Below are 14719 nucleotides of genomic sequence, written 5' to 3'. Positions count from 1 at the left end.
TGGGCGCAAGGATTGAGCCGCGCGCCGCTTGCCCTTACCATTCAGCCCGATGCGAAGGAACGATCGATGACTCTCAAGACACTGGACGGCGCGCTGGCCCTGCTGACCCACTTCACCGTGCGCCAGCCCACCTGGGGCGTGCGCGAGCTGGCCAAGCACAGCGGCGTGCATTACGCCGTGGTGCACCGCGTGCTGGCGACCTTTGCCGCCAACGGCTTCCTGGTGCAGGACGCGGCTACCGGCAAGTATTCGCTGGGGCTGCGGCTGTTCGAGCTGGGACAGGTGGTGCGCAAGAGTTTCTCGCCGGACGAGATCGTGCGGCCGGTTCTGGAAATGCTGGCCGCGCAAAGCGGCGAGACCGTATTCCTGTCGTGGCTCGACGGCCATGAAGGCCTGTGCGTGGGGCTGGTGCAGAGCCAGCATCAGCTGCGTTTCTCGATCGAACTGGGCGAGCGCTTTGCGCTGTACGCGGGAGCGCATGCCAAGGCGATGCTCGCCTTCCAGGACGATGCCTTCCGCGACGAAGTCTACCGCCAGGGCATGGCGCGCATGGGCCCGCACACCACGCTTGACCGTGAGCGCATCGAGCAGCAGCTTGCCGAAGTACGCGAACGCGGCTGGGCGCATACGCACGAGGAAGCCGCGGCCAGCGTGGCCGGGCTGGCGCTGCCGCTGTGGTCGCGCGATCGCAGCGCGGTGGTGGGCTCGGTGGCCATTGCCGGGCCGCAGCAGCGCCTGGACGAGGCCGCCGTGCCGCGGCTGCTGGAGGCCTTGCGCGACGCCAGCGGCCGGCTGGAAGACGTGATCGGCTTCGTGCGTTGATCCGACGCTATCGCCAACGTTATCGCCAACGTTCAGGCCACCCCGTCAGCCCAGCAGCGCCTTGCCCACTTCGCCGCCCAGCACGCGCTGGCCGATCGCATGCCCCAGCGCACGATAGCTCTCCCATTGGGCTTCATCGAAGAACTGGTCGCGAGTGCCTTCCTGCGGGAAGGCCGGATGCGTGGCGCCATAGTGCCGCACGTCGGCCGGCGCCCATGACACCAGCCGCGGCTTGAGCAGCACGATGCGGCAGACCCGCGCGCGCGGCGCGGCGCAGGCCGGGTCGGTGCGGTACACGTCGAGCAGCACCGCGCATTTGTCGGCGGCAGGGCCGCTGCCCGCCGCGACCGGCAGGAAATCGTCCGGCACGCCGAAGACACGGCCCAGCACCGGGTGCGTGGGCGCCTCGGTATCGACCACGATCTCCAGGCCATGGTCGATACGCGCGAGGCGGATCAGGTTGGCGAGATCGCCGAAGCGATAGTCCGGGTCGCCGCCACAGTCGCACAGCACGACCAGCGCGACGCCCCGGCCCGGACGCAGCAGCTCATAGACACCGGTATTGTCGAAATGCCCGCCGTCCGACAGGTATTGCCAGCCGCGCCGCGTGCCATGGAAGCGGGCGCTCAGCTCGCACCCCAGGTAATACTGCGTGCGGAACATGCCGGCGGCCAGCCACGGATGGGTGGCGCGCTCGGGATGGCGCCACCCCTCGCCCTCGCGTCCGCCCTGGCGCGCGTACCTGGCCGGGTACGACGGCCACCACGTGCCCAGCCGCAGGTTGGCCAGGCCCAGCAGCAGCGAGGTCCCGAGGGTGGTGGCCCGGCCCAGCCCCGTCGACACCACCGCGCCCGAGATGGCGATCCAGTCGCCAACCGTGAGCGATTGCGCCAGCTTGCCCGATGAGGGCCATGACGCATCCGGGCAGCACTGCCAGCCGTCGATGGTGAAGCGCGCATAGGCATCCGGCGCGATGGTGGCCGCAGCGCCGGGCTGGGCCACGCTGGCGCCTGGCGCCAGGCACAGCGGCTTGCCTTTGCGGTCGCGCTGGACCAGTTGCTCTGCCGGATCGACGGTCAGGTTCAGCGTCACGTTGATCAGGTGCAGCGGCGCCAGCACGCGCGGATCGTAGTAGGCGTTGAGACCGAGCTGGTCACCGGGCACGGGTTCCGCCACGCTGAAGCGCGCGCGCCGGCGGCGATCCGCCACGGGATCGGGATCGGGCGCGGCAAAGCGCTCGCCGTTGGACGCGCCCAGGTAGGCGCGCGTGAGGCGCGCCGCGTAGAAGGGCTGCAGCGTGGAAAGGTTCAGGAACCCGGTAAAGCGGCCTGCGACCAGCGCCAGCACCAGCGCCACGACCGCCAGCGTTGCCAGCGCCGGCCCGGTGTAGGCCGTGCCATAGACCAGCCAGTCGACCGGCTCGCGGCCATCCCAGCGCACCCACAGCACCAGCCACGACCACAGCACGAACAGCAGCAGCGCCAGCAGCGCCGCTGCCGCGCCGGCCAGCAGCGAGACCGGCAAGCGTGCCCACAGTGCGCGCCAGGCGGTCTCGGCGCTACCCTTGCGGCCTTCGTCGAGCCAGCGCGCGCCATAGCGCACCAGCCAGACCAGCACGCCAAGCACGCCCGCGGGCAGCGCCGCGCCCCACGGATGATGCGAGGCATGGGCATACAGGTAGGCGGTTCGCGCAGCGGTGTCGGCCACGCCCAATGCCGCCAGCCACAGCGTGAGCGTGACCGCCGTGCGCAGCGCACGCGTGGCGCGCACGCGATAGCCGGACACGGTGCGCGGCTCGCCCTGCAGCATCACCAGGCAGCTCAGGACGCCCAGCCACGTCAGCGCGCCCAGCGCGGCAAAGAGCTGTGCCGAGACCAGTTCCGCACCAAGCCATTCCGACCAGCGCGCCGCGGCCAGCAACAGCAGCCCCAGCAGCGTCGCTACCATCGGCGCAGGGCTGAAAAAGCGTCCCGGTGCCTGAGGATCGTTGGCGCGCGGATAGACCAGCCAGTACGCCAGGCCGGGCGGCACCGCGCCGATCACCACCGTGACCAGCGGCAGCCACAGCCAGGGGCTCCACCAGATCGCGAACTCGCCCTGGTTGAAAGCCTGCCGTGCATCGTGCAGCAGGTCCATCTCATAGCGCCCGAAGCCGTACCACGCTCCCGCTGCGCCGTGCAGCAGCAGCGCGAGCACGGCCAGCAATGCCAGCAGCGCGCTCCCTATCACGTAGTGCATGGCCAGCCAGTTGCGCACCACCAGCGCGGCGGCATAGAGGTTGTCGCCGGCGCCCGTGGGCGACAGGTAGCGGCCGTTCTCGCGCAGCCACGCGAGCGCGCCGCGGCCGGGATCGGCGGCATAGGAGACCGAGGTGTGGATGCGCCCCGGCGGCTCGCATTGGAGCGTGTGATAGGCGTCGGCCGCGGCCTGGACCGGACCGGTGCCGCGGCGCAGGCGGCCCGGCACGAACAGGCTGACGAAGAAGGCCCCGAGGTAGCCGCCGCCGCTGACAGTGGACAGGTAGTCGAACTGGGCCAGCAGCGAAGCCAGCCCGGGCACGGTCTGCGCCGCCGCGGCGGTGCTCGCTGCGGGCGTTGGAGGCGCCTCGCTGTTCTTGGCGGTGTTCGTGGCGGTATTCGCGGCGGCGGCCGTGGTGCTGGCCGGCATGTCGGTGCCCGCCATCGCCTGCATCACGCCCAGGCAGAACGTGGCGCTGCGGATGCCGCCGCCGGACAGCGCCAGCGCCCAGTTGCGCTGCCCCTCATGCGTGCGCGGCGCGATGCCGAGCTGGCGGCGCCGATGCGCGATGCGGGCCGCTTCGTCGCCGAAACCGTGGTCTTCCGCAGCCATGGGCGCCTCCCCGTAGCAGTCGGTCTGCGCCAAGTATAGGCAACGGCGCATGGTCGATATTCGCGCAAACGCTGGCTGCTACTGCGCGTTAACCCTGATTGTTGCGCGTCGGTGCGAGGCCTAGCATTTCTCCGTATCAGAGACGTTGTCTCTCAAATGGAGACACAAGCAATCAATCATGCTCAAGACCCTGGACGGCGCCCTGGCGCTGCTCACCCATTTCACCGCTCGCCAGCCCAGTTGGGGCGTGCGCGAACTGGCGCGCGAAAGCGGTGTGCACCACGCCGTCGTGCATCGCGTACTTGCCACGTTCGCCGCCAATGGCTTCCTGACGCAGGACAGCGTTGGACGCTATGGGCTGGGCCTGCGCTGGTTCGAGCTGGGGCAAGTGATGCGCAAGTCGTTTTCGCCGGCGGAAGTGGTCCAGCCCGCGCTGGAGGCGCTGGCGCAGGAAAGCGGCGAAACGGTGTTCCTGTCCTGGCTGGACGGTCACGAGGGCCTGTGCACGGACATCGCCCAGAGCCAGCACCAGCTGCGCTTTTCGATCGAGGTGGGCCAGCGCTTCGCGCTGGACGCCGGCGCGCATGCCAAGGCGATCCTGGCATTCCAGCCGGAAGCGTTCCGGCGCCAGCTGGCGGGCGACGCGCCGGCACTGGCCGCGCAGCTGGCCCGGGTCCGCGCCGACGGCTTTGCCTACACGTGCGAGGAATCCGCGGCCACGGTGGCCGGGCTGGCATTGCCGCTGCACCACCGTGACACCCGGGCGGTGGTGGGATCCCTTGCCATCGCCGGCCCGCTCCAGCGGCTGACGCGCGAGGCCGTGCCCCGGCTGCTGGAAGCGCTGCGCGCGGCGCGCAAGACGATCGGCCCGGTCGCGGGCTTTCTGCGATAGCGGCGCGCCCACGCAACGCGCGCACACAACACACAAAACCAGACAACACTAGGGGGAGCGGTAGAAGACATGACCATGCCAACACAACTGAACGCGCCGGTGGCGGCGCAGCCCGCGACACGATCGCGCTTTATGGAGCCTTTGCTGCTGCTGGTATCGGTGGCGCTGTCGGTATTCGGCGCCATGATCGGCATGCAGCTGATCGTGTCGCTCGGGATCTCGGCCAATACCTCGATCATCGGCGCACTGATCGCGATCGTGTTCTCGCGCATTCCGCTGGAGATCACGCGGCGCTTCCGCGTGCTGGAGCGGCAGAACCTGGTGCAGACCGCGATCTCGTCAGCCACCTTCGGCGCCGCCAATTCGCTGATGATCCCGCTCGGCGTGCCATATGCGATGGGCATGCCCGAACTGGCCACGCCGATGCTGATCGGCGCGGTGATCGCCATGTTCGTCGACGGCGCGATGCTGTACTTCCTGTTCGGCAGCAAGATCTTCCCGGCCAACGGCACCTGGCCGGCGGGCATCGCCACCGCCGAGGCGATCTGGGCCGGCGACCGCGGCGGCCGCAAGGCGGCGTTCCTGGGCCTGGGCATTGCCGTGGGCGTGGGCGGCGCGTGGCTGGGCGTGCCGATGTCGGCGTTCGGCGCGGCGTTCCTGGGCAACCTGGCGGCGCTGACCATGTTCGGCATCGGCCTGCTGGTACGCGGCTATTCGGTGGCGGTGACCGGCATCGATATCGCCAAGGCCTATATCCCGCATGGCCTGATGATCGGCGCGGGCATCGTCGCGCTGTTCCAGGTGGCCATGGAAATCCGCCGGGCGCGCCATGCGCCGGCGGCCGATGCGCGCACCATCGAAGTCCCGGCCTCGCGCGCCAGCCGCATTCTGTCGGGCGGCTTTGTCATCTACCTGGCGATCGCGCTGCTGATCTCGCTGCTGGCCGGGCATGTGTCGGACATGTCGCTCGGCATGCTGGTCGTGTTCGTACTGTACGCAGCCTTTGCCGCCTATGTGCACGAGCTGATCGTCGGCATCGCGGCGATGCACTCGGGCTGGTTCCCGGCCTTCGCGGTGGCGCTGATCACGCTGACCATCGGCATCCTGATCGGCTTCCCGCCGACCGCGCTGGCGGTGCTGGTGGGCTTCTCGGCCGCCACCGGCCCGGCCTTTGCCGACATGGGCTATGACCTCAAGACCGGCTACCTGCTGCGCGGCGAAGGCCGCGACATGGAGGCCGAAATCGCGGGCCGCAAGCAGCAGTTCCTGGCGGCGATGGTCGGCTTCGGCGTGGCCGCGGTGGTGGTGATCGTGTTCCACGGCACCTTCTTCTCGCAGGGCCTGATCCCGCCGGTGGACCGTGTCTATGCGGCATCGATCAAGGCCGGCTCGTCGGCCGAGATCGCGCGCAACCTGGTGATCTGGGCCATCCCCGGCGCGCTGCTGCAATGGGTCGGCGGCTCGAAGCGCCAGCTCGGCATCCTGCTTTCCACCGGCATGCTGATCGCGTCGCCGCTGGCCGGCTGGGCGGTGCTGGCCGGCCTGCTGATCCGCTTCGTGGTGCAGCGCCTGCGCGGCGACAAGCATCTCGCCGAGATGAGCGCCTTTGCCGGCGGCGTAATCGCCGGCGATGCTCTCTTCAGCTTCTTCGGCTCCGTGACCAAGCTGAAGAAGTAAGCCCTGCAGCAAGCCATCCCGGGGCGCACGCGCTGCGCCCCGCCTGTCATTACCCGAGACGTTTCATGGATATCCAAGCAATCCGCGCCGACACTCCGCTGACGGCTTCCACCATCTATCTCGACACGGCCGCGGCCTCGATTCCGCCCGACGCCGTGCTCGACACCGTGCGCAGCTACCTGCTCGATACCGGGCACGTCGGCATCTACCTGCCGGCGTTCCGCAAGGAGACCTATGCACGCGTGGAAGCCGTGCGCGGCAAGCTGGCCGGACTGCTCAACTGCGCGGCCGACGAGATCGCCTTCACCAAGAACGCCACCGAAAGCATTTCCATCGCCGCGCGTGGCATCGCCTGGCAAGCCGGCGATGAAGTGCTGGTGGCCGACACCGAGATGCTGAGCAACCTGTTGCCCTGGCGCCGGCTGGAACAGTCGCATGGCATCGTGGTGAAGATGGTGGCGGCCAATGCCGAAGGGCTGCTGAGCGCAGAGGCGTTCGCAGCCGCGATCACGCCGCGCACGCGCCTGCTGACGTTCTCGCACCTGCCCAATTCCACCGGCGCCGTGCAGCCCGCCGCGCAGATCTGCGCGGTCGCGCGCAAGCATGGCGTGCTGTCGCTGGTCAATGCCGCGCAGAGCGTGGGCATGCTGCGCTCCGATGTGGCAGAGCTCGACTGCGACTTCCTCGCCGGCTGCGGGCGCAAGGCGCTGCGCACGACCGAGGGCTCAGGCTTCCTGTATGTGCGCCGTGCGCTGATCGGGCAGGTCGAGCCGATGCTGGTGGGCTGGTGGAACGGCACGTACGACCGCAACACCGGCGCGCTGTCGCTGGTGGCGGGTGCCAAGCGTTTCGAGGCCGGCTGCCCGATCGTGCCGGCCATCCTCGGCACGGGCACCGCCATCGACTACGCCACCGCGATCGGCATCGATGCCATCGAGGCGCGCGTGCGCGACCTGACCGAGTATGCGGTGGCGAAGTTTGCCGCGATCCCCGGCTTCGAGCTGTACGGTCCCACCGACGTGACCCAGCGCATCGGCATCGTGCCGTTCAATGTGCGCGGCGTCGACCCGGCGCGCATCGTGGCCGCGCTGGAAGCGCAGCAATGCATCATCGAAGCGGGCAATTTCATGGCCGATTCGATCCTGGCGCGCTACGGCGTGTCGACCATGGCGCGCGTATCGCTGCACTACTTCAACACGCACGAAGAGATCGACCGCGTCGCCGGACTGATCCGCGCCGCCATCGCCTGAACCCAACAACACCGAACAGACGGAAACCAAGACATGACCCAACGCATCCTCCTGATGAGCAGCTCACGCAAGGACAACCTCGGCTACCTGGAGCACGCCGGCGAGCAGATCCACACGCTGCTGAAGCATGAGCCGCGCAAGGTGCTGTTCGTGCCGTTCGCGGGCGTGACCTTCAGCTTCGATACCTATGAAGGCATGGTCAAGCCAGTGTTCGAGAAGCTCGGCTATGCGCTCGAGTCGATCCACCACAGCGCCGATCCGCTGCGCGCGGTGCAGGAAGCGGAAGCCATCGCCGTTGGCGGCGGCAATACCTTCGCGCTGCTCAAGCGCATGTACGACGCCGGCATCGTCGACGCGATCCGCGCGAAGGTGCGCACTGGCACGCCGTACGTCGGCTGGAGCGCCGGCAGCAATGTGGCCTGCCCGACCATCCGCACCACCAACGACATGCCGATCGTGCAGCCGCCGTCGCTGCGCGCGCTGGGGCTGGTGCCGTTCCAGATCAACCCGCATTTCATCAGCGGCAAGCCCGCGGGGCACAACGGCGAAAGCCGCGAGGAGCGCCTGGCCGAGTTCCTGAACATCAATGCGCCGGAACAGGTGTTCGCGCTGCCGGAAGGCTCGGCGCTGTACTCGGACGGCACCACCGGCACCGTGCTGGGCGAGCGCAATGCGCTGTGGTTCCCGGCCGAAGGCAGGGTCGAGATCATTCGCGAGGGCGAGCCTTTCGCGCTGTCGCAGATCACAGGGCCTGCCGGGATGGAGGACTGGCCGGGCTTCGCAGCCTGAGTGTTTTCTCCCCTCTCCCATTCATGGGAGAGGGGCGGGGGTGAGGGCGGGAGTCTCCACGAAGTGAGACCCTGCGATGCTTGGCAAGCGCCGGCCCTCACCCCCGGCCCCTCTCCCGCAAGCGGGAGAGGGGAGCAAAACAGCAACACGGGCGCTCGATCAGCAGCTAGCCATCCCAGGCCGGTCACGGCCACGACAAACAACAAAACCCTGCCCCGCGAGCCGCCCAGCGCCGCCCGCGCGGCCCCTTTTTTGCCCTTCGGAGGAGAAAACACAATGAGCCAAACCCTTCGCCACGCCGTGCGCCTGGCATTGCCGCTGCTGCTGGGCCTGCCAGCCGCCGCGATCGCGCAGTCGGGCGTGACGCTGTACGGCGTCATCGACACCGCGCTGACCTACCAGACCCATTCCAACCCCGCCGGCGATGCGCAGGTCGGCATGCAGCAAGGCGGCGAAGGCTTCCTGTCGGGCAGCCGCTTCGGCCTGAGGGGAATCGAGGACCTCGGCGGCGGGGTAAAGGCCGGCTTCGTGCTGGAAAACGGGTTCCTCGCGGACACCGGCAAGTTCGATCAGCAGGGCCAACTGTTCGGCCGCCAGGCGTACGTGAAGATCGGCAACCAGTGGGGCGAACTGGCGCTGGGCCGGCAATACACCACCGCCAACACCATGCTCTACTACGTCGATCCGCTCGGCGTGGGCGCGGCACCGTCGAACTCGTGGATGGTGTACCTGACCGGCCAGCGCTACGACAACGCCGTCAGCTACACCGGCAACTTCGGCCCGGTGTCGCTGATCGCCGAATACGCGCTGGGCGAGACCGCGGGCAACACCCGCGCCACCTCGTCGATGTCGTTCGGCCTGAAGTACGCGGCCGGCCCGATCACCGCGATCGGCGACTTCCAGCAGACCCGCGACAGCCAGAGCCGTACCGCGAACATCTACCTGGCGGGCCTGAAAGCCGCGGTCGGGCGCGCCAGCCTGTTTGCCAACTACATCCACAGCGACCGCGACGCGGGCTTCGACTCATCCAAGGGCGGCACCGACACGGCCACCATCACCAGCATGTCGACCGCCGCCACGCCGACCAACCGCGCGGCGATCAACTCGGTGTTCGGCAGCAGCCGCCACGACGACTTCTTTACGCTGGGCGCGAGCTATGCCGTGACCGGCAACGTGACGCTGACCGGCAGCGTGATGCACAACCGCACCCGCGCCGACAGCTTCAGCGGCAACCGCACCACCGCGTATGCCGTGGCCGACTACGCCTTCAGCAAGCGCACCGACACCTACCTGGCGCTGGCTTATGACCGCGTCCACGGGGACTGGTCGGGCCTGTTCGGCAACAACACCACCAGCTGGACCGGCGGCAGCGGCACGCCGCTGGACGGTCGCGACAGCCAGACCACCGTGATGGTCGGCCTGCGCCACCAGTTCTAACGATTCAACCGACGCCGGGCCCGCGCCACGCGGGCCTGGCACATCATCTGGAGAAAGCCATGGCCCTGCAGCAGACGCTGGTCATTCACGAAGCCCTGGACAGCCCGCACGCCAACGGTGCGGTCGTCAGCGAACTGTTCGCGCCCTACGCCGGCGCCGGCGTGACCGTGCAAGTCACCACGGTCAATAACGCGCCGCCCGAGAACACGGCCAATACCACCGACTTCATCACCATCGTGATCCCCGGCACCGCCGGCAAGCGTGGCGGCGGCAAGGCGCCGACGCTGGGCGTGATCGGCCGCAACGGCGCCATCGGCGCGCGTCCGGAACTGGTGGGCCTGGTGTCCGATGCAGACGGCCCGATCGGCTGCCTCGCGGTGGCGCTGAAGCTCGCGCAGATGAAGGCGCGCGGCGACCACCTCGCCGGCGACGTGATCGTGACCACGCACCTCTCGACCGATGTCTCGATGCAGCCGCACGACCCGGTGCCGTTCATGGGCATGCCGGTGTCGTCCGACACCATGAACGATTACCAGGTGCTGCCGGAAATGGATGCGATCCTGTCGATCGACGCGTCCAAGGGAAACAGCATCATCAAGCACCGCGGCTTCGCCATCTCGCCGACGGCGATGCAGGGCTATATCCTGCGCGTGGCGCCGGACCTGGTGGCGACGATGGAATCGACCACCGGCTGTCCGGCGGTGACCTTCCCGATCTCGCTGCAGGACATCACGCCGTACCACAACGGCCTGTACCACTTCAACAGCATCATGCAGCCGCACGTCGCCACGGCGGCGCCGGTGGTCGGCGTGGCAGTGACCGCGCAGTCGGTGGTATCGGGCAGCGCCACCTCGGCCAACCACGAGATCGACATCGCCGAGGCGGTGCGCTTCTGCGTGGAGGTGGCCAAGCGCTTCGGAGTCGGCAAGTGCCAGTTCTTCAATGCCGCCGAGTGGGAGAAGATCCGCGCGATCTATCCGGACCTGTCGGTATTCCAGACCGCGGGCAAGCGCTGAGCCTTGCGCGTCAGCGTGCCGCCACCTTGGCCGGATCGGGATGGGTGACGACAGGCGGCACGGTCTCGCCGTGCCGCCGCTTCCATTCGTCGAAGCCCCCGGCTAGCGCCCAGGTCCTGGGATAGCCGGCAAGACGCAGGCGTTCGGCCAGCAGCGCCGCGGACATCTCGTTCGGGCAGGCGCAATAGACCACGATGTCGGCCTCGGCAGGCGGCACGCCCAGCGCGTCGAGGCTGTCGAGTGCGCCCTGCATGTCGAGCACCATCGAGCCGGGGATGCGCTCCATCGGCAAGTCGCCATGGGCCCGCACGTCGATCACGACGGGCAGCGTGCCGGCCAGGCGGCGCGATTCCAGTTCATCCACGCTCATGCGCGGCACGCGCTTCGTGACGCGCAGCAGCCGGAAGCGGCGCCACGAGCGCCACGCCAGGAACCCCAGGAACGCCACCACCACCGCCACCACGGCCATATGCCCGTAGGTGCTGAAGCCCTCCAGGATGGCATCGATAAAGTCGCTGAACACCACGCCGATCAGCAGGCCGCTGCCGGCCCACACCAGCGCACCGATCGCGTCATAGAACAGGAACACCGGCAGCGGCGTGCCGGTCATGCCGGCCATCGCGGTGGACAGCGCGCCGGCACCGGGAAGCAGTTTCGCGATCACCAGCGAGCGCGGCCCCACGCGCAGGTACAGCGACTGGGTCTGGCGGATGCAGGAATCGGGCGAGATCGATACCTTGCAGATGGTGCGCAGCATCGGCTGCCCCAGCCGGCGGCCGGCGAAGTACCACCCGGTATCGGCAATCAGGCAGGCCAGGATGACCGCGGCCAGCACCGCGCCGATCGACGGACCGGTTTCCTGCATGCCGAGCGCGCCGGCGACGAACAGCATCGGGTACGCGGGCACCGGCAGCCCCGCCTGTTCGACCAGCACGTTCAGGAATACCAGCATCAGCCCGTGGTTTTCCAGCAAGGCTTGTAACTCTCCCACCGTCTTTCCCCCCTTGGTTCAGGCTGTCAGTGTGCCAGCCGGAAGCAACCGATGCACGGTCCGGCTTTGCACGGGAGCATCAAAATTACTGATTACCCGTCACTTACGTTGTCCTACAACCTGCGGGTACAGGCGGAGGCAGGCCAGTGCGGCAGGCGACCCCGAAATGGGCAGCATCCGTGGATAGCGCTGGAATGGCGCCCGCTTCTACCGGTTAACCCGCGTGCGCCCCTCAGCCTATTGCCTTTGCATGACCATTGTCGTACGATGACTGATAACTCGGATGACCCGCCAACGGCAGGCCACCGCTGTCACCACCCCTGGGCCGCCGGCCCGATCAGGATTTCGCAATGCTCGCACCCAACGAACTCAAGCAGATCGTCTCCGAAGGCCTGCTCTCCTTTCCCATTACCGACTTCGACGCCAAGGGCGACTTCAATGCGAAGTCCTACGCTGCCCGCCTGGAGTGGCTGGCCCCGTACGGCGCCACCGCGCTGTTCGCGGCCGGCGGCACCGGCGAGTTCTTTTCGCTGACCCCGGCCGACTACACCGCCGTGGTCGACACCGCGGTCAAGACCTGCGCCGGCAAGGTGCCCATCCTGGCCGGCGCCGGCGGCCCGACCCGCACCGCCATCGCCTACGGGCAGGAAGCGCAGCGCCTGGGCGCCGCCGGCGTGCTGCTGCTGCCGCATTACCTGACTGAAGCCAGCCAGGACGGTATCGCCGCCCACGTGGAAGAAGTCTGCAAGTCGGTCGACATCGGCGTGATCGTCTACAACCGCGCCAACTCGAAGCTGAACGCCGACCAGCTGTCCCGCCTGGCCGACCGTTGCCCCAACCTGATCGGCTTCAAGGACGGCGTGGGCGACATCGAGGCCATGGTCAGCATCCGCCGCAAGCTGGGCGACCGCTTTTCGTATCTCGGCGGCCTGCCCACGGCGGAGGTCTACGCCGCCGCCTACAAGGCGCTGGGCGTGCCGGTGTACTCGTCGGCGGTATTCAACTTCATCCCGAAAACCGCGATGGACTTCTACCGGGCCATCGCCGCGGACGACCAGGAGACCGTGGGCCGCCTGATCGACAATTTCTTCCTGCCGTACCTGGCCATCCGCAACCGCAAGGCCGGCTACGCCGTCAGCATCGTCAAGGCCGGCGCCCGCATCGTGGGCCGCGACGGCGGCCCGGTGCGCGCACCGCTGACCGACCTGACCGGCGAAGAAATGGAAATGCTGGGCACGCTGATCAACAAGCTCGGCCCGCAGTAATCCGTCCTGCCATTGCATAGCGACAAGCCGGCCGCGGGGCACTTTGCCCTCCGGCCGGCTTGTCCTCTTCCGCCACATTCACACGCTGACAAGGAATCCTTCCATGCACATCACCGGCGACATGCTGATCGGCGCGCAAGCCGTGCGCGGCAACCAATCGAAGCTGCAGGCTATCAACCCCTCCACGGGTGAAGTCCTCGGCCCCGACTTCCATGGCGGCGGCCAGGCCGACGTCGAGCGCGCCTGCGCGCTGGCCGAAGCGGCCTTCGATACTTATCGCAATACCTCGTCCGAGCAGCGCGCGGCCTTCCTGGAAGCGATCGCCGCCGGCATCGAGGCACTGGGCGACACGCTGATCGAACGTGCCCACCAGGAAAGCGGCCTACCGGTCGCGCGCCTGCAGGGCGAGCGCGGCCGCACCGCCGGCCAGTTGCGCCTGTTCGCGACCGTGCTGCGCGAAGGCCGCTGGCAAGAGGCCACCTTCGACGCCGCGCTGCCCGAGCGCACCCCGCCGCGCCCCGACCTGCGCATGCAATGCATCGCCATCGGCCCGGTGGCGGTGTTCGGCGCCAGCAACTTCCCGCTGGCCTTCTCGGTCGCCGGCGGCGACACCGCCTCGGCGCTGGCCGCCGGTTGCCCGGTGGTGGTCAAGGCGCATTCGGCGCACCTGGGCACGTCAGAACTGGTCGGCCGCGTGATCCAGAAGGCCGTGCAGGATGCCGGCCTGCCGGAAGGCGTGTTCTCGCTGCTGGTGGGCGCGGGCAATGTCGTCGGCACGGCGCTGGTATCGCACCCCGCGATCCAGGCGGTCGGCTTCACCGGTTCGCGTTCGGGTGGCATGGCGCTGATGCAGGCGGCCAACGCCCGTCCGCAGCCGATTCCCGTGTATGCGGAGATGAGCAGCATCAACCCGGTGTTCCTGCTGCCCGCCGCACTGCAGGCGCGCGGCGCCGAGATCGGCCGCCAGCTGGTCGATTCGCTGGTGCTGGGCGTGGGACAGTTCTGCACCAACCCCGGCCTGGTGATCGGCATCGAAGGCCCGGCGCTGGACCAGTTCCGTGCCGCAGCACTCGACGCGCTGGGCGGCAAGCCCGCGGCGACCATGCTGACGCCGGGAATCCATGCCGCCTATGAAAAGGGCGTGGCGCAGCTGTCGTCGCTGGATGGCCTGCAGCGCATCGGCGACGGCGTCGCCGCCACGGGCGTCAACCAGGCCCGTCCGGTGATGTTCGAAACCACCGCCGCGCAGTTCCTGGCCGATCACCGCATGCAGGCTGAGGTGTTCGGTCCGTCGACCGTGCTGGTGGTGTGCCGCGACCTGGACGAGATGCTCGCGCTGGCACGCCAGCTCGAAGGCCAGCTCACCGCCACCATGCAGCTCGACGACGCCGACCATGAGGCCGCACGCCAACTGCTGCCGGTGCTGGAGCGCAAGGCTGGGCGCGTGCTGTGCAACGGCTATCCGACCGGGGTGGAAGTGGCTTATGCCATGGTGCATGGCGGGCCGTTCCCGGCGACGTCGGACGTGCGCTCGACCTCGGTCGGCGCCACGGCGATCGATCGTTTCCTGCGTCCGGTCTGCTACCAGAACCTGCCGCAGGGTCTGCTGCCGGCTGCGCTGCAGGGATAAGCGCAACGCTTGCAGTGATGAGCCCCGCCTCGTGCGGGCCAGATTGCTGACAAAGGGAAAATGCCAGGCTGTTTGCTCCCCTCTCCCATAGATGGGAGAG

General features: G+C 68.4%; 11 protein-coding genes. 9 read left to right on the top strand and 2 right to left on the bottom strand.

Annotated features, from left to right (window positions below):
• The first annotated feature begins 66 nt into the window (after positions 1-66).
• Positions 67-822: an IclR family transcriptional regulator gene (locus tag VSR71_RS14790; RefSeq protein WP_342914600.1), complete on the top strand. Its 756-nt coding sequence runs from the start codon at positions 67-69 to the stop codon at positions 820-822.
• 45 nt (positions 823-867) lie between these two features.
• On the opposite strand, the gene VSR71_RS14785 is transcribed toward VSR71_RS14790, so the two are convergent.
• On the bottom strand, positions 868-3672 hold the full coding sequence (locus tag VSR71_RS14785) for a hypothetical protein (RefSeq protein ID WP_342914599.1): 2805 nt from the start codon (positions 3670-3672) through the stop codon (positions 868-870).
• A 178-nt stretch (positions 3673-3850) separates the two neighbouring features.
• Between VSR71_RS14785 and VSR71_RS14780 the strand changes: the two genes are divergently transcribed.
• The 6 genes from VSR71_RS14780 (at position 3851) to VSR71_RS14755 (ending at position 10733) form a co-directional block, all read left to right on the top strand.
• A complete protein-coding gene (locus tag VSR71_RS14780; RefSeq protein WP_342914598.1) occupies positions 3851-4564 on the top strand; it encodes an IclR family transcriptional regulator in 714 nt (237 codons plus the stop codon).
• Between the two features lie 69 nt (positions 4565-4633).
• Positions 4634-6241, top strand: a complete 1608-nt coding sequence (locus tag VSR71_RS14775) for an OPT/YSL family transporter (RefSeq protein ID WP_342914597.1) — start codon at positions 4634-4636, stop codon at positions 6239-6241.
• Positions 6242-6306: 65 nt separating this feature from the next.
• Positions 6307-7491 (top strand): aminotransferase class V-fold PLP-dependent enzyme, encoded by a 1185-nt coding sequence (locus tag VSR71_RS14770; RefSeq protein WP_342914596.1) that lies wholly within the window; start codon positions 6307-6309, stop codon positions 7489-7491.
• Positions 7492-7524: 33 nt separating this feature from the next.
• On the top strand, positions 7525-8280 hold the full coding sequence (gene pepE, locus VSR71_RS14765; RefSeq protein WP_342914595.1) for a dipeptidase PepE: 756 nt from the start codon (positions 7525-7527) through the stop codon (positions 8278-8280).
• A 276-nt stretch (positions 8281-8556) separates the two neighbouring features.
• A complete protein-coding gene (locus VSR71_RS14760) occupies positions 8557-9717 on the top strand; it encodes a porin (RefSeq protein ID WP_342914594.1) in 1161 nt (386 codons plus the stop codon).
• A 59-nt stretch (positions 9718-9776) separates the two neighbouring features.
• The gene (locus VSR71_RS14755) at positions 9777-10733 is read left to right on the top strand and encodes a DUF1177 domain-containing protein (protein ID WP_342914593.1); all 957 of its coding nucleotides are present in this window, start codon (positions 9777-9779) and stop codon (positions 10731-10733) included.
• Positions 10734-10743: 10 nt separating this feature from the next.
• Here the strand turns inward: VSR71_RS14755 and VSR71_RS14750 are convergent, their stop codons facing one another.
• The gene (locus VSR71_RS14750; RefSeq protein WP_342914592.1) at positions 10744-11724 is read right to left on the bottom strand and encodes a DedA family protein/thiosulfate sulfurtransferase GlpE; all 981 of its coding nucleotides are present in this window, start codon (positions 11722-11724) and stop codon (positions 10744-10746) included.
• Positions 11725-12074: 350 nt separating this feature from the next.
• Between VSR71_RS14750 and kdgD the strand changes: the two genes are divergently transcribed.
• Together kdgD and VSR71_RS14740 are read left to right on the top strand one after the other, a co-directional pair.
• Positions 12075-12989 (top strand): 5-dehydro-4-deoxyglucarate dehydratase, encoded by a 915-nt coding sequence (gene kdgD, locus VSR71_RS14745; protein ID WP_342914591.1) that lies wholly within the window; start codon positions 12075-12077, stop codon positions 12987-12989.
• Between the two features lie 103 nt (positions 12990-13092).
• Entirely contained in the window at positions 13093-14619 is a 1527-nt protein-coding gene (locus VSR71_RS14740) for an aldehyde dehydrogenase (NADP(+)) (protein WP_342914590.1), read from the top strand.
• Positions 14620-14719: the final 100 nt, after the last annotated feature.

The sequence above is a fragment of the Cupriavidus oxalaticus genome (genome assembly GCF_038900635.1).
Taxonomy (GTDB): domain Bacteria; phylum Pseudomonadota; class Gammaproteobacteria; order Burkholderiales; family Burkholderiaceae; genus Cupriavidus; species Cupriavidus oxalaticus_B.
Note: the sequence above shows the minus strand (reverse complement) of the source record. Positions and strands in the feature narration are given on the sequence as shown.